Raw genomic sequence first — 19,131 nt, 5'->3', positions numbered from 1 at the left:
GCGTGATTTTCGTTAAATGAAACAAAACGCGCCTTTTTTGTATTAATTGAAATGACTTTTCGGTATAACCGAAATAATTATTTTTTATATTTAGAAGGGAGCTCTCTCATATATTTTTTAAACACTTTTGTAAAATAAGACATATTATGAAAGCCGCACATGAAAGCAGCTTCTTGCACGGTTTTGCCGCTTAGAATAAGCTCTGCTGCCCTTTTACAGCGATAATTATTAATATATTGAAATATCGTCTGTGCTGTTATTTTTTTAAATTCCCGCGATATACTATATTTATCCATTAATACATTTTTTGATATTTCATCTAACGAAAGCGTTCTGTTATAGTTCTGTCTGATATAATTTATTGTTTGTCTAACCGTTTCCAGCGATTTTTTTTGCATTGATTTATTAACTTTTGATATGTGATGTTCACACAATTCAATTAATATTTTCAAAACAATTTCTTTTGATTTGGCAACTCTGCAGATATCCTTATTATTGTTATATATTGTTTGTAAATTATTCAATAAGTCTATAAATGTTTTGCTCTTAAAATGAGGTTCAAATAGAAAGGCCGTGTGATCTATATCCGCCTGTTCACAAAATTTTGTGTCAATAATAAGACAGGAATATTTTAAGTTATTTTCCGTTCCGGTATGGTGTATTACGTTTGAGTTCACTACTACAATATCGTTTGTAAGAAAATGATGTTTTTCCCCGTCCAGCAATACGGTTCCTTCACCTTCTTCACACACTTGAATTTCCAGATTTTCATGCCAATTTGCTTCATTGCTGCAATTTTCCGGCGTTCTTTCCAACCCAACGTAAAGTGTAAACGGCAATTTACTCTTAAAACCGAAATATTCTTCATATCGAGTATTCATCAATAAATGTTCCTTTCTTGTAATGAATTGCATTTTGCAATATAGTGTTATTTTTATCCAATATACGGCATTGTTCTTCTGTTAAAACTCCTATATACTTTCATTATAGAATGAATTAATAAATATAGCAATCATTTTAAACCATTTTTACGAACATTTTTAAGCCGAACGGAGAACAACATAGAAATGATCATAATAACTCAAATTTTTGGTATAGCGGCAATGATATTTCTTTTTATGCTTTATCAACAGCAAAATCGCAAGCATTTACTGGTATGCAAATTATGTGCTAATTTTTTTTGGTCGGTTCATTATTTATTTTTAGGGGCATACGGCGGAATGATACCAAACTTTGTAGGAATTTTCAGAGAACTCGTTTTTGTAAATAGAGAGAATAAAAAATGGGCAAATCATATAATTTGGCCGCTTGTCTTTATTATTCTGAATTGGGTACCGGGACTTATCACTTATAAAACTGCTGTTAATCTATTACCGATAACGGCATCTTCATGTGTTACTCTATCTCTGTGGTGTAAGAAACCGAAAATCACAAAAATAATATCCGTACCAGTATCAATTATGTTTATGATATATGACGTTTTTGTACATTCATGGATTGGATTCATAAATGAAAGCATTGCGCTTTCTTCAATTATATTTTATTTTATAAAAGAAAAGAGGAATGTTTAACATGATGCAAACAAAAAATTTATTTCTTCCTGATATTCATACAACAAAAGAACATAAAATAATAGAAAGCGGACCAATTCTTGATTATTCCAATATTTTAAGAGCTGACATATCATACGACATAAAGGAAAAAAGTGATTGTTTTGCGGAAGAAATTGAAAAAAACTTTTTATCAGATTTCAAAAAAAATGGGGATATGATGGTACATGTGTCCAGTTTTGCTTTTATTAAAAACGTGATATATATGACTTACTATGCAAGTCAAAACAATGAGGCGGAGGATCCAAAATATCATACTGCCCGTCTTGTATATTGTCCTGCAGATGATGTGGAAAATAAGACATATATAGACCTGCAAGCTGCTGGTGATACCTTTGGAGGGAAAACCGTTGATGCCGTATATGATACAATTTTAATGCACAAAGATGACGAAACAATCTATCTGATGTGGACAGCCATGCTATCGGGAAATTATTACAGACTATACCGTACTTTTAACACCTCTGAAAAAACATTCAGTGAAATAAAGATTAATAAACTTAAAATCGATGATTTCATTTGTGATTTTAGTTATTCCGGTATTCAAACGATATTTGCCGAAAAAAATTTAGGATATAAAAAAATGTATTCTGATATTGGCATTATGCAAAAAATTTCATCAAGAACAGAAAACGGCGAAGTTTATTATTACACAGGCGCATACAGCGGAGATCATACGTTTATTATAAAAAGCAAAGATTTGGAAACATGGGAGTTTGTTGCACAGCCTGATTTTGTTAATGAATCGAAATGGGAAAACGCCACCTATGTGAAGGATGATAAATGCTATTATTTTGTCAGACAAAAAGACGAGTCACCATACGGTTTTTTAACCGTTTATCATTTAAAAGAAAAAATATGGGAAAAACCGGTGCTGATAGAGGACTGTCAGTCACGGGCAGATTTTATTGAATATGGCAATCATTTATATCTGTTTCATGCACCCATTGACAGAGAACATATCGGCATCGTCCACATTAATTGCAACAACATTAAAGACAGCAGCATTGTGTTACAGGCAAAAATGAAGGAAAGCTGCTTTTATCCATTTGTTCAATATGGAAACGGTGCGTTATATATGTCATATACGGTAAACCGTCATCATATTAAATTGGCAAAATTCGACGCAAAAAATTACCTGAATGCATTATAATTTTTTAGCAAATCTGAAAAAAATTACGTTACTGCTTATGCTGTAATCCCCTTATCGCAGACAAAAAATTTAATGCTCTGCAATAAGGGGATGGAGCAAATAGAAAAATATAATACTTTTCGTTTATTTAAACAAATTTTCTATTTGTGCTTCGCATTACGCTGTTTGCCTGCGTGCCGTTGTTATATCCTCTCGGTCTTACACCAGGCTCGTAAAATGTAACAAACTTAATAGAGAAAATGTCGCACACAATATATCTGTTTTGCAGTTCCTCATACAGCACAACAAATCCTCTGCCAACGGAATATAGAATCCCCATTTTTTCCGTCATGGCCTGAGTTCCAATTAAAAATTCAATCATCACAAACTGACCTAAGTTTTCCGATAAAATCTGCTGCATAGATCCCTGAAAGGCAGGAGTGTCAAAATCACCCTGGGGCGGTGTTGTAATGGTTCCTGACTGCTGGTTTTCCGGCGTTTCTGTCATTTCTGTCTGTGCCGGAACATTTTCCGGATCGTTATTTTGCATCATCCTGTCTCTGGCAGAATCAGACATGGTATATGTAGTAGTCCCTGAACCAATGGTCATTCCAGACCGCTGCGGCGGCAGCATTGTTCCATTGCCGTCTATATGGCAGGTTTGACCGCCGGAGCAGTTAAAAAAATTATTTCTTTCCATCATCGAAAACATCCTTTCTATTTTTGATTATGTCTGCGCATAAGCTTCCGTCGGGTTATAAAAACAATGGTTTCCAATTCTGATTACAAAAAAACCAACATCTGACGGAAAATTTGGCCTGCAGTTTGGTGAAAAAGGGTTGTAATACCACAGCGAAAATGCAACCGTTCCGATTTTGTTTCCTGCAATTGCCCAGTTTGCAATATCATAGTGAATTTGTTCCGGCCGCATATTATAAATGTTTTGCGGATTATATCTTCCGCCAATGGTTTCCCGCAGGCAGTCGAACTGCCCCGGCTGGTATAACACATCCCGTAATCCATTGTTTACTCTGCCGTATTCTCCATATCCTACTGTAGCCCTGTTCATAATCACAGTTGCAACAGCTTTCATTCCTGTGTCTCCTTCGCCTCCGGCTTCGCACAAAATCGTTCGTGCCAAAAGCTCTACATCAGAAAATGCCATAACACTCCCCTCCGCCTTCTAACGTCTGCTTCCATTATATGTAATGAAAACAATAAAGTGACAAAAAAAAGAAGTGGAAATTAATAACCACTTCCGTTTCAATCATTACTGTAATATAAAACTTTTGGTTTCTGCCACTGTTTTTGCAAAGTGAATGCATCCGGCTGTTTCAAGTTCAAGCCTGCTCCCATAGCCATACAGCACGCCCAGAACCTCCACATGGTTTTGATGCGCTCCTTTTACATCATTTTCTCTGTCGCCCACCATTAAAATTCTGTCTTTATGAAATCCATTTTGGGTGATCACATAGTCAATAATATCTGCTTTTTCATTTCTCGTTTCGTCCATGGTCGCACCGGCCAAATAATCAAAATATGGTGCGATTCCAATCCGTTTTACAATTTGTTCTGCAAATTTCAGCGGTTTTGAGGTGGCAAGGCACACCGTCATTCGATTTTCTTTTAATGTTTTTAACATTTGGTCAATTCCATCATACATAGAAAGCTGATAAATTCCTTTTTTGACAAAATTCTCCCTGTATTTCACTAAAGCCAGCTCTGCGTTTTTTTCGCTCATCTGATAATATTTCATAAATGCCTGAACCAAAGGCGGCCCTAAAAACAGGCTCAACTTCTCGTCGTCTGTTTCTTCTATATCAAAAAATTTCAGTGCATACCGTATTGAGTTAAAAATGCCTTCTTTTGAGTCTGTCAGTGTTCCGTCCAAATCAAAAAGTATGATATCCCTGCCCTGCATGTTTTTCCTCTTTTCTGCATAAATTTAATTTATTTTATCATATTTTACTTTAAATTTCAAATCGTTTATGGTATAATAATCGTAAAAGAAAAAAAGTTATCCACAGTTTTTTGTGTATAAACTGTTATCTGTTAGATATTTGCCTGTTCATTATTTTATAAATTACATTTTTTTACATATTGTGTGGATAGACCTGTGAATAGTCTAAATTTATACACAGATTGAGAACATACTTATCCGTAAGCCTTTTTCGCGAAATACAGCCTTGAAACGAGGTTTTCCACAGAATTAACAGACACTACTACTATAACTACTAAAATATTATATATTTTTTTAATATAACGGAGGATTTTTTGAAGATGAATTTAAAATGCAAACGAACCGATTTGATTGAGGCTGTGAATATTGTAGAAAAAGCCGTTCCCGTTAAAACGACGCTTCCCATTATGGAGGGGATCTATTTAGAAGCCAAGGACGATTGTTTTCATTTAGTCGGCAATAACATGGATTTAGGGCTGGAATGTGTCATTCCTGCCGAAGTGAAAGAAAAAGGCATGGTTGTAGTGAAAGCAAACCTGTTCAGCGTGGCAGTGAAAAAGCTGCCTGATTTTGAAGAAGACGTTTATTTAGAGGTTGACGACAAGGAGCAAATTAAAATTGCCTGCGGCAACGCAAAATTTGATTTTGCAACCGCTTCAGCAGAAGACTTTCCCCTGCTTCCGTTGGTGGAAGATGAAAATTGTTTTGAAATAAAAGAAACATATTTAAAGAATATGGTGCGCCAGACAGTTTATGCCATCAGCACCAAAGAGGATAAGCCCGTTTTAACCGGCATTTATTTTGACATTTCAGACGGAACTATTCATGTGGTAGGTTGCGACGGATATCGGGTGGCAATTCGGAAAGAAGAAATAGACACAGACAAGGAAATTAAATTTATTTTGCCGGGAAAAAATGCAAAAGAGCTTTTGTCCATTATCGGCGACAGTGAAGATTCTATTCAGATTTCCCTGTCGAAAAACAACGTAAAAATGTCTCTAAAAAACTGCACCTTTGTTTCCAGAATTATTGACGGGGAATATTTAAACTATAAATCGGTTGCTGACCACAAAAACAACCTTGTAATTGAGGTGGAAACAAAGAAAATTTTGAATTCCATCGACAGGGCGGCGATGATTGTCAGTGAATCGGCTAAATCCTATGTTCTGTTAAACATTGAAGACGACAATGTGTTTATCAACTGCGAAAGCGTTATGGGAAAAGTGAACGATAAGTTCAGTGTGAATATGATTGGCGAACCCATGCAGATTGCATTTAATCCACGATATTTAATCGACGCATTTAAAAATGTAGACGACGAAACGGTGAAATTCAGCTTTTCCACACCGGTTACGCCAACGGTTATCAGTCCTGTTGAGGGCGACCGTTTTACCTATATTGTTTTGCCCGTCCGCATGAAATGATTACTGTAAAAGAAACCATTGTTGTTGAAGGCGCTTATGACAAAATAAAACTCAATTCTATTGTGAACGCAAATGTGTTGGTGACCGGCGGATTTTGTATTTTTAAAAATAAGGAAATGCAGCGTTTGATGAAACGGCTTGCACAGAAAGACGGTATTGTAGTGCTTACGGATTCTGACAGGGCAGGCTTTTTAATCCGCAATTTTATCAAGAGCTGTACAGCCGGTGAAACGGTTTATCATGCGTTTATACCGGAATTAAAAGGGAAAGAAAAGAGAAAAACAGAGCCTGGAAAGGAAGGGCTTTTGGGCGTTGAAGGAATGGAAGCAGACGTTATTATCGGTGCTTTGCAGCGCTCGGGCGCTACCCTTTTTGGGGAAACCAAATTAGATTGTAAAAATGAAATTACAAAGCTGGACCTTTACCGGGCCGGCTTTTATGGAAAAGAAAACAGCAAATTGAAGCGGGAAGAATTTTTAAAGCAAAACGGCCTTCCAACAAAAATATCGGCAAATATGCTGGTTGATGTGTTAAATTTGCTGTTTCACAAAGAAGATTTAGAATTATTTTAAGATTTCCTCAATATATTGAGTTATATCAATATATTGAGGTGTTTTTTTATGAAGAATTGTTATATAACTGCTGCAGAGAAATTTTCAAAATTTGATTTGCTTTTGTTTCGCTGTTTTGGGTGTAAAAGATTATTGAAAAAAAATATGGTCAATAAAAATGGTTTGAACGTAATTAAAATACCATTGCCGCCAAAGATGAAAGAAAAACAAAAAAAACGTTATTTTACAAGATTTTGTGCATATTTACACGATATGGATGTACAAACGATTTGTGTACAAAATATACAAGATCATTTACTGCAGTATTATTTGCGGTGTGAATTTCAAATTATGAAAGGAAGCGCCATTTTCTATGAAATGTTTCAAGACTTTTTAACCTATTTTGCTGAAAAAAAAGGATATCATTTAAATGAATGTGATCTGGTTTTGATATCAAACAATCCAAAAGAAGTAAAAAAATACATGTTAAAATGCGTTCGGATTGTAAAGGCAATCAGCGTATATACAACAAATCCGGGAAAATTTGAGAATTTAGCAAATGAATTCCGAGAAAAATACGGTATTTTTATTCATATCAAGGGTAAAAATGATAAGGTGAAAAAATATAATAAGATTTATATTAACTGTGAGGCAGACAGAATTGTAGACGAAGGATTTTTTCAATCCGTAAATCTTATTGATATTTATAAAATTTACAAGGGCGGATTCAGTGAAATTTTATTATCGTATAAGACAAATGAGGAGGAATTTCTAAAGGAAAACAGAGTGATAAAAAATTTATCCTTCACAGAGTTTTATTTTAAAATTCAACAGACAAATATCGACAAAATAACAATTCCGATCTTTTTAAAAGATAAAAATTATAAAATTGTGAATATCAGAAAATAATGATTGACAAATCGTTGTTTTTCACTTATAATATCTTAGTAAAAGTTGCTTATCCGCCCATAGATAAGTATGAATGTTATTTTATGTGGGAAGAAAGGCAGAATGAAAATGGATAAAGAGATTGTACTTACCTATAATAGACTGAAAGAGCTTGAGGCAGAGCTTGAATATTTAAAAACAGAAAAAAGAAAAGAAGTTTCAGAAAAAATTAAAGTGGCAAGAGGCTTTGGAGACCTTTCTGAAAATGCGGAATATGATGAAGCAAAAAAAGAACAGGGCGAAGTGGAAGTTAAAATTGTGAGCCTTGAAAAAATGCTGAAAAATGCAAAGGTGATTGACGAGGACGAAATTGACACCAGCAAGGTTGCCGTCGGAACAAAGGTCAAGATTTATGATATGGATTTTGAAGAAGAAGTTTCTTATGAAATTGTGGGATCTACCGAAGCGTCGCCGGACCAGAACAAAATATCTGATGAATCTCCTCTGGGAAGGGCTTTAATCGGTGCGAAACCGGAAGAAGTGGTAACGGTGGAATCTCCCAACGGCGAATATCAGGTTAAAATTTTAGAAATTTCTAAATAAACTATATTTTTTTAGAGAGACAATATTGTCTCTCTTTTTTTTGTTTCACGTGAAACATTCTTTTCTGATAAAACGATTGAAATGCAGACCAAACAATGGTATAATAATAATTACAATCTTAAAAAGAAAGGTATTTTACAAAAATGGGAAAAGTCATCGTAATTGCCAATCAGAAAGGCGGCGTGGGAAAAACAACAACTTCCGTCAATCTTAGCGCATATTTGGGCGATTTAAAGAAAAAAGTGCTGTTGATTGATAGTGATCCCCAGGGGAATGCTACCAGCGGCTTTGGAATTGACAAGGATCGTGTGGATCATTCGTTATATGATGTTTATATCAATGAAATTCAGTTGAAAGACGCAATTATAGAAACAAAATATAAAAATTTGTGGGTTTGCCCGTCTAATGTGAATCTTGCAGGTGCCGAAATTGAACTGGTTGCTTTTGAAAAGCGGGAATTTTTGCTTCATAGCGCCTTGAAACAAATTAAAAATGAGTTTGATTTTATTTTGATTGACTGCCCTCCTTCTTTAGGACTTTTAACGTTAAATGCGTTTGCCGCGGCAGAAAGTGTGATAATTCCCATTCAATGTGAATATTATGCGTTAGAGGGGCTTGGCCAGCTGACAAACACAATATCTTCTTTAAAGCAGAATATTAATGAGCAGCTTGAAATTGAAGGAATTTTGCTGACCATGTTTGACAAGCGCACAAATTTATCTGCTTTGGTATATGATGAGGTAAAAAAATTCTTTCCGGAAAAGATTTTTAAAACCGTAATACCGAGAAATGTGCGGCTGAGTGAAGCGCCAAGCTTTGGGGAACCAATTTTATCGTATGATAAGTTTTCAAAAGGGGCGTTTGCATATAAAGCGCTGGCAAAGGAAGTAATTAAGAAAAATGTGCAGGAGGCATAAATAGATGGCAAAACGGGGACTTGGCAGAGGGTTAGACGCGCTGCTCAGCGCAGAAAGCGTTGTTGAAACTACTACAGAGCGGGAAAAAGATGTTAAAATTATTAAAATAACGCAGATTGAGCCGAACAAGACACAGCCGCGTTCTGATTTTGATGAGGAAAAGCTGAATAGCTTGGCAGACTCTATTTTAGAATATGGCGTATTGCAGCCAATTGTTGTAAAGCTGAATTCAAACGGATTTTATACGATTATTGCCGGAGAACGCAGATGGCGGGCGGCAAGAATTGCAAAGCTGAAAGAAATTCCTGCAATTGTGAAAAGCTTTGATGAAAAAAGTGAAAAAGAAGTAGCTCTCATTGAAAATTTACAGCGTGAGAATCTAAACGCAGTTGAAGAAGCATTGGGAATTAAAGAACTGATGGATGTTTATGGTCTGACGCAGGAGGACGTTTCAAAAAAAATCGGCAAAAGCCGGTCTGCAGTGGCAAACAGCGTGCGATTACTAAATTTGCCGGACAGTATTAAGGCGTTTATAAAAGATGGCGTACTTTCTATGGGACACGCAAGGTCGATTTTAGCTTTAGAGAATGAGAATCTCATGAATATGGTTGCAGAAAAAATTATTCAGGAAGATTTCAGCGTACGTCAGACGGAAAACTATATTAAGTCGCTTCTTGTTGAAAAAAAGACGAAAACAGTTTCAAAAGCGGAAGAAGAGCTGATTCGGTATATAAAAAGCCTGGAAGAATCTCTTTCTTCTGACTTGGGTACAAAAATTAGAATTGTGAATAAAAAAAACAAAGGTAAAATTGAAATTCCTTATTCTTCTGCGGAGGATTTTGAACGAATTATACAATTAATTAAGAAATAACAAAAAATGGGATTTTAAAATATTATCTAAATTCTAATTTCAGCGGGTTACTAATACTAATTTACATATTTTGAATAAAAACAGTTTAAAGTGTAAATTTGGCGTTCTGATAAGGTTGAGGGGAATAAGCAAATGAATATTTTGGGAAACGATGTGTCTACAACATTAATTTTAACCTATGCAATTTATATTTCTGTACTTTCCATTTTGATTGCCATTGTGAGTGTTGTTGTGGCGGCTCGGACAAACGGTAAACTGAAACGTGTTTTAAAGGACAAGGCAGGAAAGGATATTACGGAATCAATTGTTAGCTATTATAAAAAATGCAATGAAATTGCAGGATATTTTAAAAGCTACGAAGAAAAAATAAATTATTTGGAGCGGCAGGATTCCGCCTGTGTGAAAAAAATTGGTTTGGTAAAATATGACGCTTTTCATGAAAATAAATCGAAGTTAAGCTTTGCTGTGGCGCTGTTAGATGAACGGGACACGGGATTTGTATTAAATGGAATGTATGTCCGCGGGCAGACTGTGACCTATTTAAAGCCTGTTGTTGAAGGACTTTCCGATTATGAATTAACGGAAGAAGAAATTGAGGCCATTAACAGTGCAAGAATGCAGTATGAAGAAAAAATGAAACAAAAATAATGTTTCACGTGAAACATAAAGAGACCCCACCGATAAGATGGGGCCTCTTTTTTATTAGATTAATTCACAAATATTGTTAGAAAATTCAATAGGGTCGTCCACAGTTAAGCCTTCAATGAGAAGTGCGCTGCCATATAAAATGTCGGCATATTTTTTGAGCTTCTCTTTGTCAGAAGCAAACAGTTCCTTAATTTTTTCAAACACCGGGTGGTCAACGTTAATTTCCAGAACCCGCTCTGCTTTCACCTTTTGGTCTGCCGGCATGGAATTAAGCACCTTTTCCATTTCAATGGAAAGCTCGCCACCGCTGGTAATGCACACCGGGTGAGATTTTAATCGGGTTGAAGCTTTCACGTCTTTCACTTTGTCGCCCAATGCATCTTTCATAAAGAGAAAAATTTCTTTGTTTTCTTCGCTTTCTTCCTGCTTTGCTTCTGTTTCAAAGCCTAAATCACCGGATGATACCGATTTAAATTCTTTTTCTTCATATTTGCCCAACATTTTAATTGCAAATTCGTCAATATCGTCGGTAAAGCAGAGAATGTCATATCCCTTGTCTTTCACCAGCTCTGTCTGGGGCAGCTTTTCAATTTTTTCGTTACTTTCTCCACAGGCATAGTAAATGAACTTCTGGTCTTCCGGCATTTTTTCAATATATTCTTTTAAAGAAACCAGTTTCTTTTCTTTGATGGAATAGAACAAAATTAAATCCTGAACAAGCTCCTTCTCCCGGCCAAATTCGTTATAAACAGAGAACTTTAGCTGGCGGCCAAAACCGGAATAAAACTTTTCATACGTTTCTCGGTCGTCTTTCATCAGCTTTATTAGCTCGCTCTTGATTTTTTTCTGCAAATTTTTTGCAATAATTTGAAGCTGACGGTCGTGCTGCAGCATTTCCCTGGAAATATTCAAAGAGAGGTCGGCAGAATCCACAAGTCCCTTCACAAAGCTAAAACAGTCGGGAAGTAAATCTGCACACTTGTCCATAATTAAAACGCCGTTGGCGTAAAGGGCAAGGCCCTTTTCAAAATCTTTTGAATAGTAGTCGTAAGGCGCCCTGGCAGGCAGGAACATCAGCGCCTTGTAGCTGGTAATGCCGTCTGCGCTGGTATGAATCACAGCGGCAGGATTGTCATAGTCAAAAAACTTTTCTTTATAAAAGTTGTTATAATCTTCGTCCTTCAGCTCTGATTTATTTTTCCTCCAAATAGGTACCATGGAGTTTAAGGTTTCATCTTCAAAATAATCCTCATATTCCGGCGTTTTGCCCTCGCCCTCTGTTCCCGGTTTTGGACGACTTTTCTTCACCATCATTTTAATGGGGTAACGAATGTAGTCGGAATATTTTTTGATGATGCGCCTGATGGTATATTCACTTAAAAATTCGTCGTAATTTTCTTCGTCGGCATTGGATTTTAAAGTAAGTATAATTTTGGTTCCAACCTCGTCTTTTGCAGATTTGGTCACGGTATAGCCGTCGGCACCCTCAGACTCCCATTTGTATGCGTCTTCCTCGCCGTATTTTTTACTAATGACAGTAACCTTGTCTGCCACCATGAACGCGGAATAAAAGCCAACGCCAAACTGGCCGATAATATCGTGGTCTTCCTCATGCTCCAAATCGGATTTAAAATCAAACGAACCGCTTTTGGCAATGGTTCCTAAATTCTCCTCCAGCTCTTCTTTGGACATGCCGATACCGGTATCTGAAATGGTCAGCGTACGGTTTTTTTCGTCTGTTTCAATCCGGATATAATAATCATCCTTATTAAAGGTAATGTTGTCGTCCGTCAGGGCGATATAATAGAGTTTGTCGATAGAGTCACTGGCATTGGACACTAATTCCCGCAGAAAAATTTCCTTATGAGTGTAGATGGAATGAATCATCATGTCTAAAAGCCGCTTCGACTCTGACTTAAATGCTTTTTTCGCCATCTTGAAAACCTCCAAAAAAAATATAATTAGCACTCTCGAACTCCGAGTGCTAATTATATTTTAACATTTTCACTTTATTTGTCAATAGCTTTTAGCAATGTTTTAATAATCTGTTAAAAAAGTGAAAAAATATTACAATTTATAGATAAAAATCATGATTGCCGATTCTTCTGAAAAATGTTCGGTTGTTAATAATCCAAGAGCTTGTGGCAATTCTCGGATTTAAAAAATACAGGCTTTCCGATGCATAGTTTTCACCACGCAAAGCGCGCTTCGCGGCAACAACGCTGTCACCCAATGGCGTATTGTAAATTGTGCCGTTCAAAATGGGGGTGAACTGAACGCCGTAATTCCTGTCAAAAATTACATCATAAATGTTATTTGCAAAAAGCGGGCTTTTCACACGGTTTAATACCACATTTGCCACAGCAATTTTTCCAATCATGGGTTCTCCCTGGCTTTCGGCGTTCACAATTCTGGAAAGCCAGTAAATGTCGTTGTCGGTATATCCCCTGTCCCCAATCATGGAGGCGGGCACCGTAACGCCCTGCGCCGTAATGTTCACCGTATAGGTGGAGGCATTCCAGCCCACCTTTGTGCTCAGTGTTTCCGCCACAAACCGCACCGGAACATAAAACCGGTCGGCCTTAATGACAGACGCCGTGTCCATTGTCACATTTTTTCCGTTTACCACCGCTGTTTTGTTATTTTTCTTTAACACGATTGTTGTATTTTTCCGTGTGATGGTTGCAGTAGATGATTTCTCATTCCAGTCAATTCTGTCTGCCCGCAGGGCTTCGGTTACGGCGCGGATGGGCACCATTGTGTAGCCCCCCTCCAAGTAGCCGGGGGTGTCAGATTTTATATAGTTTCCGTTCACGGTCAGACAAACGGGCGTCTCAAACAGTGTGTCGTTTGCATTCGCAACTGTTCTTGAATTTTCAAACATTGTGCTGGACAATAGAAGGAAAACAAGCGCAAGAATAAATTTCTTCATAAATTAACAAAAACCTCCCTTGCGCATCACTCGTTTTCCAGTATAATGAATATTCTGCATAAAATCAATGCAAAATTTCTGGAAAATCGGTAAAATCAAGGAAGGTTTTAAAGATTATTCTTTTGTAAACACGGTGTTTTGAATGAACGACTGCACAACGCTGTCGTTTATATCCACATAAACAGACAAGGTTACGTCATACCCTTTCACGTGGCCCATATACTGCGTTTTGCCATAGTCCGGCATGCTTACCCCATAAAACGCAATTCCGTTTACCGTAATGGGGCTAACCTCAGATGCAGTTCCTTTTGCGGCAATGTCCTTTGCCTTTTGCGCAACCTCCTGTTCAGAGGTGCCGGTTTCATAATACGTTACGTCCAAATAGGTCTGACTGTCGTCGTAAACAGTGAAGAACCCGGCGTCGCTGTTAATGCTTCTATCCTCGGCTTTAATCCCTTGAGGGAGCACAGTGGAAAAGTATTCTTCAAAATTATATTTAATGTTATTTCCCTCCGGCGACGTAGAAACCTGGGAGTTCAGCCCGGACAGGTTTTCTTCCTGCGCACCCTGGGAGGGTGTGCCGCCGCTTTCTTTTTTACATGCGGCAAACGAAAGGCTCAAAGCCAAAGCAATGGCAATGCATATTATTTTTTTCATTTTTTGTAGTTCCTTTCTTATTTTTTCTTTTCTCATTATAAAGAAAATATGAAAAAAAATCAATGTTTTTTTAAAATATTAATAAATTGTTGCAATTTCCTTCAAAATTTCATGGTGACAGCCTACGGTGGCCGCTAAAATATCACAGTTTGAAAAAATATTAATGTCGCCGCCTGAAAAATTTGTGATAATCCCACCGGCTTCCTGCAAAATTAAAGAACCTGCGGCAAAGTCCCATGGCTTTAAGTTTTGCTCGAAATAGCCGTCTGTGCGGCCTGCCGCAACAAAGCATAAATCAAGGGCGGCACTGCCGCTTCTGCGTATATCCTGCGCTTTTAAAAAAACATGTTTCAATAATTTAAACAGCTTGTCCGCCCGCTCTTTTTCATAGGGGGAGGTGCCTATGGAAATCAGTGCATCTGAGAGCGAAGCGGCGCCGGACACGTGAATGGGGATTCCGTTCAAATAAGCCCCACGGCCGCGTTCTGCGGTGAACAGCTCTTCAGAAAACGGATTATAAACCACACCCTTTGTGACAATGCCGTTTTCAACAAGCGCTAAGGACACCGCACTCATTTGATAGTCGTGAATGAGGTTTGTCGTCCCGTCTACAGGGTCTAACACAAAAACCGCTTTGCCGCGGTCAAATGAGCTGGTTTTATCCTCCTCGCCTAAAAAGTCAGCTTCAGGAAACTGTATTTTCAGCTGTTGCTTAATTTCGTTCTGCACGCTCAAATCTACAGCGGTTACAAAATCCGCTGCGCCTTTTTCTGTAATTTTTCCGGCCTGGCTGCGGTCTAAAATTATGTCTTTCACAGAAATGACGATTTTAATTAATGTTTCCACGTTTTTATGCTCCTTTTCTTTTTTTCAATTATATAGGAAGAAAGTAAGCCTGTCAACGAAAAGGGTCAAAAATTTTTTCAAAATTTGCAAAAAAAGCTTGACTTATAAAATGAACTGTGGTAGTATAATAAAATGCATTATAATCTCAAAATGGTATATTATGCATTAAAATCGGCAGTTGAGACTGCCGGGGGGTTAAAACTGTATTTTTGTAATATGACAATACATAAATTTAACCTTTGTAATCCTGAGTTTCGCGGATAAGGCTCGGATAAAAATTTGAATGAGGTGGTTGAGCTTATGGTACATCCGATTCAGTTGGGCAGAAATCAGAGAATGAGTTATGCCAAAATCGATGAGGTATTGGAAATGCCAAACCTGATTGAGGTGCAGAAAAACTCATATAACTGGTTCTTGGAGGAAGGCTTGAAAGAAGTCTTGCGCGACATCTCTCCCATCACCGATTATACAGGAAATCTGATTTTAGAGTTTATTGACTATAAACTTGAAACAAACAGAATCAAATATTCTGTGGAAGAGTGTAAGGAAAGAGACACAAATTATGCGGCACCGCTCAAAGCAAAGGTGCGTCTGATTAACAAGGAAACGGGTGAGGTCAAAGAACAGGAAATATTCATGGGTGATTTCCCGCTGATGACGGAACAGGGTACCTTTATTATCAACGGCGCTGAGAGGGTTATTGTCAGCCAGCTGGTGCGCTCGCCCGGAATTTATTATGCCATGGAGCATGATAAAACAGGAAAAGAGCTCTATTCCTCAACTGTAATTCCCTATCGGGGAGCCTGGCTTGAATATGAAAACGACGTAAACGATGTTTTGTCAGTGCGTATCGACAGAACAAGAAAAATTCCCATCACCGTGTTAATCCGGGCGCTGGGCGTTGAAACAGACGGCGAAATTCTGGATTTGTTTGGTGAAACCGAAGCTCTTTTAAATACATTGGAAAAAAGCAGTGCAATTCAGTCGTCAGACGATGCACTGATTGAAATTTATAAAAAGCTCCGCCCAGGGGAGCCTCCCACGGTGGAAAGCTCAAAAAGCCTGCTGTTTGGTCTGCTGTTTGACCCGAAACGTTACGATTTGGCCGGTGTTGGACGGTATAAGTTTAACAAAAAGCTTGCCATCAGCGCAAGAATTGCCAATCAGGTAGCCAAAGAACCCATTGCCAACCCCGAAACCGGCGAAGTGATGATTGACGCCGGGCAGTTTATTTCAAGGACTGCGGCTGAGGACATTGAAAAGGCCGGCGTGAACCGTGTTATTTTAGACGTAAACGGCGCACCCGTTGTTGTGTTCTCGAACGGCATGGTAGACCTTAACGATTATATCTCATTTGACGCTTCTGATATTACGCACGAAAAGGTCAGCAAAAAGGTTTTAGACGAAATATTAGAGAATTTTGAGTCGGAAGAAGAAATAAAAGACCAGCTGCAAAGAAGGCTCGACGAGCTGGTTCCGAAACATATTATTATCGACGATATTATGGCGTCCATCAACTATCAGATTGGACTGTTATACGGCATTGGAACAACCGACGACATTGACCATTTGGGCAACCGCCGGCTGCGCTGCGTGGGTGAGCTGCTGCAGAACCAGTTTAGAATTGGCCTTTCCAGAATGGAGCGTGTTGTCCGCGAGAGAATGACCATTCAGGACTTAGATATTGTAACGCCCCAGGTGCTGATTAATATCCGCCCCATTGTGGCAACCATAAAAGAATTTTTTGGCTCGTCCCAGTTGTCCCAGTTCATGGACCAGTTAAACCCGCTCTCTGAGCTGACACATAAAAGAAGGCTTTCGGCTTTGGGGCCGGGCGGTTTATCCCGTGAGCGTGCGGGCTTCGAGGTCCGCGATGTGCACTATTCCCACTATTCGAGAATGTGCCCCATTGAAACACCGGAAGGCCCGAACATCGGCCTGATTTCTTCCCTGGCAACCTATGCAAGAATTAATGAGCATGGGTTTATTGAAGCACCCTACAGAAAGGTTGACAAGGAAAAGGGCATTGTAACAGATGTGATTGAATATATGACGGCGGACGTAGAGGACGAATATATTGTAGCCCAGGCCAACGAACCGCTGGACGAGGAAGGGCATTTTCTGACGAAAAAGGCCACCGTCCGCTACCGCGATGAGATTTTGGAAGTGGAAGTTGGCAAGGTTGACTATATGGACGTATCGCCCAAACAGGTGGTTTCGGTTGCTACGGCCATGATACCATTTTTGGAAAACGACGACGCAAACCGTGCCTTAATGGGCGCCAACATGCAGCGCCAGGCGGTTCCGCTTCTGCGCACCGATTCCCCCATTGTGGGAACGGGTATGGAATTCCAGGCGGCAAGAGACTCCGGCGTGGTTGTTTTGGCAAAAGAAGACGGCGTGGTTTCTAAAGTAAGCGCCGACGAGATTGTAATTAAAGAAGATAACGGAAATTCTCATAAATATAAACTGATTAAATTTACCCGTTCCAACCAGGGAACCTGCATCAACCAAAAACCCATTGTTTCCGCTGGTGAAAAGGTGAAAAAGGGCGACATCATTGCAGACGGCCCGTCTACCAACAACGGCGAAATTGCACTGGGCCGCAACATTTTAATCGGTTTCATGACCTGGGAAGGTTATAACTACGAGGACGCAATGCTCATCAATGAAAAACTTGTTCGTGATGACATTTTAACCTCCATCCATATAGAAGAATATGAGTGCGAAGCACGAGACACCAAGCTGGGTGCGGAAGAAATTACCCGCGACATTCCCAACGTAGGCGAGGACGCACTAAAAGATTTAAATGAGCGCGGCATTATCCGCGTGGGTGCAGAAGTCCGTTCGGGTGACATTTTAGTGGGTAAGGTTACGCCAAAGGGCGAAACAGAGCTCACGGCGGAAGAACGTCTGCTCCGTGCAATTTTTGGCGAAAAAGCAAGGGAAGTGCGCGACACATCGCTGCGGGTTCCCCACGGCGAAGCAGGCATCATTGTAGATGTTATCACCTTTGACCGGGACAAGGGCGACGAGCTCCCCCCCGGCGTAAACCAGCTGGTTCGTTGCTATATTGCACAGAAACGTAAAATCTCCGTGGGCGACAAAATGGCTGGCCGCCACGGTAACAAGGGTGTTATCTCCAGAATTCTTCCGGAAGAAGACATGCCGTTTTTACCGGACGGCACACCTTTGGAAATTGTGTTAAACCCGCTGGGCGTTCCGTCCCGAATGAACATTGGTCAGGTTTTAGAGGTTCACCTGGGCCGCGCGGCCAAAGAGCTTGGCTGGAAAATTGCCACCCCTGTTTTAGACGGCGCCACAGAAGAAGATATTATGGCAACACTAATTGAGGCGGGGCTGGACACAGACGGCAAAACAGTGCTTTACGACGGCAGAACCGGCGAACCGTTTGATAACCGGGTAACCGTAGGCATTATGTATATCTTAAAATTGTGCCACTTGGTTGACGACAAAATCCACGCACGTTCCACCGGCCCATATTCATTGGTTACGCAGCAGCCTTTGGGCGGTAAAGCTCAGTTCGGCGGACAGCGGTTTGGTGAAATGGAAGTTTGGGCGCTGGAAGCTTACGGTGCGGCATATACATTGCAGGAAATTCTAACAGTGAAATCGGACGATATTGTTGGACGTGTGAAAACGTATGAGGCCATTGTGAAAGGAGACAGCGTTCCCCAGCCGGGAATTCCGGAATCGTTTAAGGTTTTGATTAAGGAACTTCAGAGCTTGTGTCTTGACATGAGGGTGTTAGACGAAGGCGGCAACGAGGTGACCTTGAAAGACTCCTCTGAGGAGGAAGAAGAGGCGAACCTGGGTATGACCGTAAGGGACGACAAAGCGTTTATCAACCTCGACATGGACGACGAGGAAGAAAGCACCGAGGAAGCGGAAGAGGAATTAGACGGTGTGGACATTGAGGAAGATGAAACCCTTTTCATTGAGGAAGAAGAGGAAACGGTAAGCGAAGAGGATGATTTTGAAGACGAGTTTGATGACGAAGATGATGATTCAGGCTTCTTCGACGACGAGTCGGATCTTTTGTAAAAACGCTGAATCAAATTCTTGTAAATG

At 39.3% G+C, this 19,131-nt stretch carries 18 protein-coding genes; 10 read left to right on the top strand and 8 right to left on the bottom strand.

Annotation, left to right across the window (positions count from 1 at the left end):
* Positions 1 to 77: 77 nt before the first annotated feature.
* A complete protein-coding gene (locus H8698_RS10375) occupies positions 78 to 881 on the bottom strand; it encodes an AraC family transcriptional regulator (RefSeq protein ID WP_249313436.1) in 804 nt (267 codons plus the stop codon).
* Between the two features lie 186 nt (positions 882 to 1,067).
* On the opposite strand from H8698_RS10375, the gene H8698_RS10370 reads away from it, so the two are divergent.
* Both H8698_RS10370 and H8698_RS10365 read left to right on the top strand, forming a co-directional pair.
* Positions 1,068 to 1,571 carry a YgjV family protein gene (locus H8698_RS10370; protein ID WP_249313435.1) on the top strand — a complete coding sequence of 168 codons (504 nt, stop codon included), beginning with the start codon at positions 1,068 to 1,070 and terminating at the stop codon, positions 1,569 to 1,571.
* A gap of 196 nt (positions 1,572 to 1,767) precedes the next feature.
* On the top strand, positions 1,768 to 2,763 hold the full coding sequence (locus H8698_RS10365; RefSeq protein ID WP_249313434.1) for a sialidase family protein: 996 nt from the start codon (positions 1,768 to 1,770) through the stop codon (positions 2,761 to 2,763).
* A gap of 127 nt (positions 2,764 to 2,890) precedes the next feature.
* Here H8698_RS10365 and H8698_RS10360 read toward each other — a convergent pair whose 3' ends face one another.
* The 3 genes from H8698_RS10360 to H8698_RS10350 all read right to left on the bottom strand — a co-directional run bounded on the left by H8698_RS10360 (position 2,891) and on the right by H8698_RS10350 (position 4,663).
* Positions 2,891 to 3,445 carry a hypothetical protein gene (locus H8698_RS10360; protein ID WP_249313433.1) on the bottom strand — a complete coding sequence of 185 codons (555 nt, stop codon included), beginning with the start codon at positions 3,443 to 3,445 and terminating at the stop codon, positions 2,891 to 2,893.
* 24 nt (positions 3,446 to 3,469) lie between these two features.
* Positions 3,470 to 3,907 (bottom strand): cell wall hydrolase, encoded by a 438-nt coding sequence (locus H8698_RS10355; protein ID WP_177680096.1) that lies wholly within the window; start codon positions 3,905 to 3,907, stop codon positions 3,470 to 3,472.
* A gap of 105 nt (positions 3,908 to 4,012) precedes the next feature.
* On the bottom strand, positions 4,013 to 4,663 hold the full coding sequence (locus H8698_RS10350; RefSeq protein ID WP_249313432.1) for an HAD hydrolase-like protein: 651 nt from the start codon (positions 4,661 to 4,663) through the stop codon (positions 4,013 to 4,015).
* A 359-nt stretch (positions 4,664 to 5,022) separates the two neighbouring features.
* On the opposite strand from H8698_RS10350, the gene dnaN reads away from it, so the two are divergent.
* The 7 genes from dnaN (at position 5,023) to H8698_RS10315 (ending at position 10,604) form a co-directional block, all read left to right on the top strand.
* On the top strand, positions 5,023 to 6,126 hold the full coding sequence (gene dnaN, locus H8698_RS10345) for a DNA polymerase III subunit beta (protein ID WP_249313431.1): 1,104 nt from the start codon (positions 5,023 to 5,025) through the stop codon (positions 6,124 to 6,126).
* Positions 6,123 to 6,698: a ribonuclease M5 gene (locus tag H8698_RS10340; protein WP_249313430.1), complete on the top strand. Its 576-nt coding sequence runs from the start codon at positions 6,123 to 6,125 to the stop codon at positions 6,696 to 6,698. Before dnaN ends, H8698_RS10340 begins: the two co-directional genes overlap by 4 nt.
* 48 nt (positions 6,699 to 6,746) lie before the next feature.
* Positions 6,747 to 7,586: a hypothetical protein gene (locus H8698_RS10335; RefSeq protein WP_249313429.1), complete on the top strand. Its 840-nt coding sequence runs from the start codon at positions 6,747 to 6,749 to the stop codon at positions 7,584 to 7,586.
* Between the two features lie 102 nt (positions 7,587 to 7,688).
* Positions 7,689 to 8,168, top strand: a complete 480-nt coding sequence (greA, locus tag H8698_RS10330; protein WP_249313428.1) for a transcription elongation factor GreA — start codon at positions 7,689 to 7,691, stop codon at positions 8,166 to 8,168.
* 143 nt (positions 8,169 to 8,311) lie between these two features.
* Positions 8,312 to 9,085, top strand: a complete 774-nt coding sequence (locus H8698_RS10325) for a ParA family protein (protein ID WP_249313427.1) — start codon at positions 8,312 to 8,314, stop codon at positions 9,083 to 9,085.
* Positions 9,086 to 9,089: 4 nt separating this feature from the next.
* Positions 9,090 to 9,956 carry a ParB/RepB/Spo0J family partition protein gene (locus H8698_RS10320; RefSeq protein WP_249313426.1) on the top strand — a complete coding sequence of 289 codons (867 nt, stop codon included), beginning with the start codon at positions 9,090 to 9,092 and terminating at the stop codon, positions 9,954 to 9,956.
* 132 nt (positions 9,957 to 10,088) lie between these two features.
* Positions 10,089 to 10,604 carry a DUF4446 family protein gene (locus H8698_RS10315; RefSeq protein ID WP_249313425.1) on the top strand — a complete coding sequence of 172 codons (516 nt, stop codon included), beginning with the start codon at positions 10,089 to 10,091 and terminating at the stop codon, positions 10,602 to 10,604.
* A gap of 54 nt (positions 10,605 to 10,658) precedes the next feature.
* Here H8698_RS10315 and htpG read toward each other — a convergent pair whose 3' ends face one another.
* From htpG to H8698_RS10295, 4 genes are all read right to left on the bottom strand, one after another.
* Positions 10,659 to 12,539 carry a molecular chaperone HtpG gene (gene htpG, locus H8698_RS10310; protein ID WP_249313424.1) on the bottom strand — a complete coding sequence of 627 codons (1,881 nt, stop codon included), beginning with the start codon at positions 12,537 to 12,539 and terminating at the stop codon, positions 10,659 to 10,661.
* 139 nt (positions 12,540 to 12,678) lie between these two features.
* Complete coding sequence (locus H8698_RS10305; protein ID WP_249313423.1) at positions 12,679 to 13,536, bottom strand: stalk domain-containing protein; 858 nt, start codon at positions 13,534 to 13,536, stop codon at positions 12,679 to 12,681.
* A 114-nt stretch (positions 13,537 to 13,650) separates the two neighbouring features.
* Positions 13,651 to 14,193 (bottom strand): hypothetical protein, encoded by a 543-nt coding sequence (locus H8698_RS10300; RefSeq protein WP_249313422.1) that lies wholly within the window; start codon positions 14,191 to 14,193, stop codon positions 13,651 to 13,653.
* Between the two features lie 78 nt (positions 14,194 to 14,271).
* On the bottom strand, positions 14,272 to 15,039 hold the full coding sequence (locus H8698_RS10295) for an inositol monophosphatase family protein (RefSeq protein WP_249313421.1): 768 nt from the start codon (positions 15,037 to 15,039) through the stop codon (positions 14,272 to 14,274).
* A 300-nt stretch (positions 15,040 to 15,339) separates the two neighbouring features.
* Between H8698_RS10295 and rpoB the strand changes: the two genes are divergently transcribed.
* Positions 15,340 to 19,104 carry a DNA-directed RNA polymerase subunit beta gene (gene rpoB, locus H8698_RS10290; protein WP_249313420.1) on the top strand — a complete coding sequence of 1,255 codons (3,765 nt, stop codon included), beginning with the start codon at positions 15,340 to 15,342 and terminating at the stop codon, positions 19,102 to 19,104.
* The last annotated feature ends 27 nt before the right edge of the window (positions 19,105 to 19,131 follow it).

The organism is Congzhengia minquanensis (assembly GCF_014384785.1).
Lineage (GTDB): Bacteria > Bacillota > Clostridia > UBA1381 > UBA9506 > Congzhengia > Congzhengia minquanensis.
This window is presented reverse-complemented; position numbering and strand designations above follow the sequence as displayed.

Excerpts from the sequence above, each read along its gene's own strand:
- H8698_RS10375 (WP_249313436.1), bottom strand. The coding sequence starts at position 881 with ATGAATACTCGATATGAAGAATATTTCGGTTTTAAGAGTAAATTGCCG.
- H8698_RS10370 (WP_249313435.1), top strand. The coding sequence starts at position 1,068 with ATGATCATAATAACTCAAATTTTTGGTATAGCGGCAATGATATTTCTT.
- H8698_RS10365 (WP_249313434.1), top strand. The coding sequence starts at position 1,768 with ATGATGGTACATGTGTCCAGTTTTGCTTTTATTAAAAACGTGATATAT.
- H8698_RS10360 (WP_249313433.1), bottom strand. The coding sequence starts at position 3,445 with ATGATGGAAAGAAATAATTTTTTTAACTGCTCCGGCGGTCAAACCTGC.
- H8698_RS10355 (WP_177680096.1), bottom strand. The coding sequence starts at position 3,907 with ATGGCATTTTCTGATGTAGAGCTTTTGGCACGAACGATTTTGTGCGAA.
- H8698_RS10350 (WP_249313432.1), bottom strand. The coding sequence starts at position 4,663 with ATGCAGGGCAGGGATATCATACTTTTTGATTTGGACGGAACACTGACA.
- dnaN (WP_249313431.1), top strand. The coding sequence starts at position 5,023 with ATGAATTTAAAATGCAAACGAACCGATTTGATTGAGGCTGTGAATATT.
- H8698_RS10340 (WP_249313430.1), top strand. The coding sequence starts at position 6,123 with ATGATTACTGTAAAAGAAACCATTGTTGTTGAAGGCGCTTATGACAAA.
- H8698_RS10335 (WP_249313429.1), top strand. The coding sequence starts at position 6,747 with ATGAAGAATTGTTATATAACTGCTGCAGAGAAATTTTCAAAATTTGAT.
- greA (WP_249313428.1), top strand. The coding sequence starts at position 7,689 with ATGAAAATGGATAAAGAGATTGTACTTACCTATAATAGACTGAAAGAG.
- H8698_RS10325 (WP_249313427.1), top strand. The coding sequence starts at position 8,312 with ATGGGAAAAGTCATCGTAATTGCCAATCAGAAAGGCGGCGTGGGAAAA.
- H8698_RS10320 (WP_249313426.1), top strand. The coding sequence starts at position 9,090 with ATGGCAAAACGGGGACTTGGCAGAGGGTTAGACGCGCTGCTCAGCGCA.
- H8698_RS10315 (WP_249313425.1), top strand. The coding sequence starts at position 10,089 with ATGAATATTTTGGGAAACGATGTGTCTACAACATTAATTTTAACCTAT.
- htpG (WP_249313424.1), bottom strand. The coding sequence starts at position 12,539 with ATGGCGAAAAAAGCATTTAAGTCAGAGTCGAAGCGGCTTTTAGACATG.
- H8698_RS10305 (WP_249313423.1), bottom strand. The coding sequence starts at position 13,536 with ATGAAGAAATTTATTCTTGCGCTTGTTTTCCTTCTATTGTCCAGCACA.
- H8698_RS10300 (WP_249313422.1), bottom strand. The coding sequence starts at position 14,193 with ATGAAAAAAATAATATGCATTGCCATTGCTTTGGCTTTGAGCCTTTCG.
- rpoB (WP_249313420.1), top strand. The coding sequence starts at position 15,340 with ATGGTACATCCGATTCAGTTGGGCAGAAATCAGAGAATGAGTTATGCC.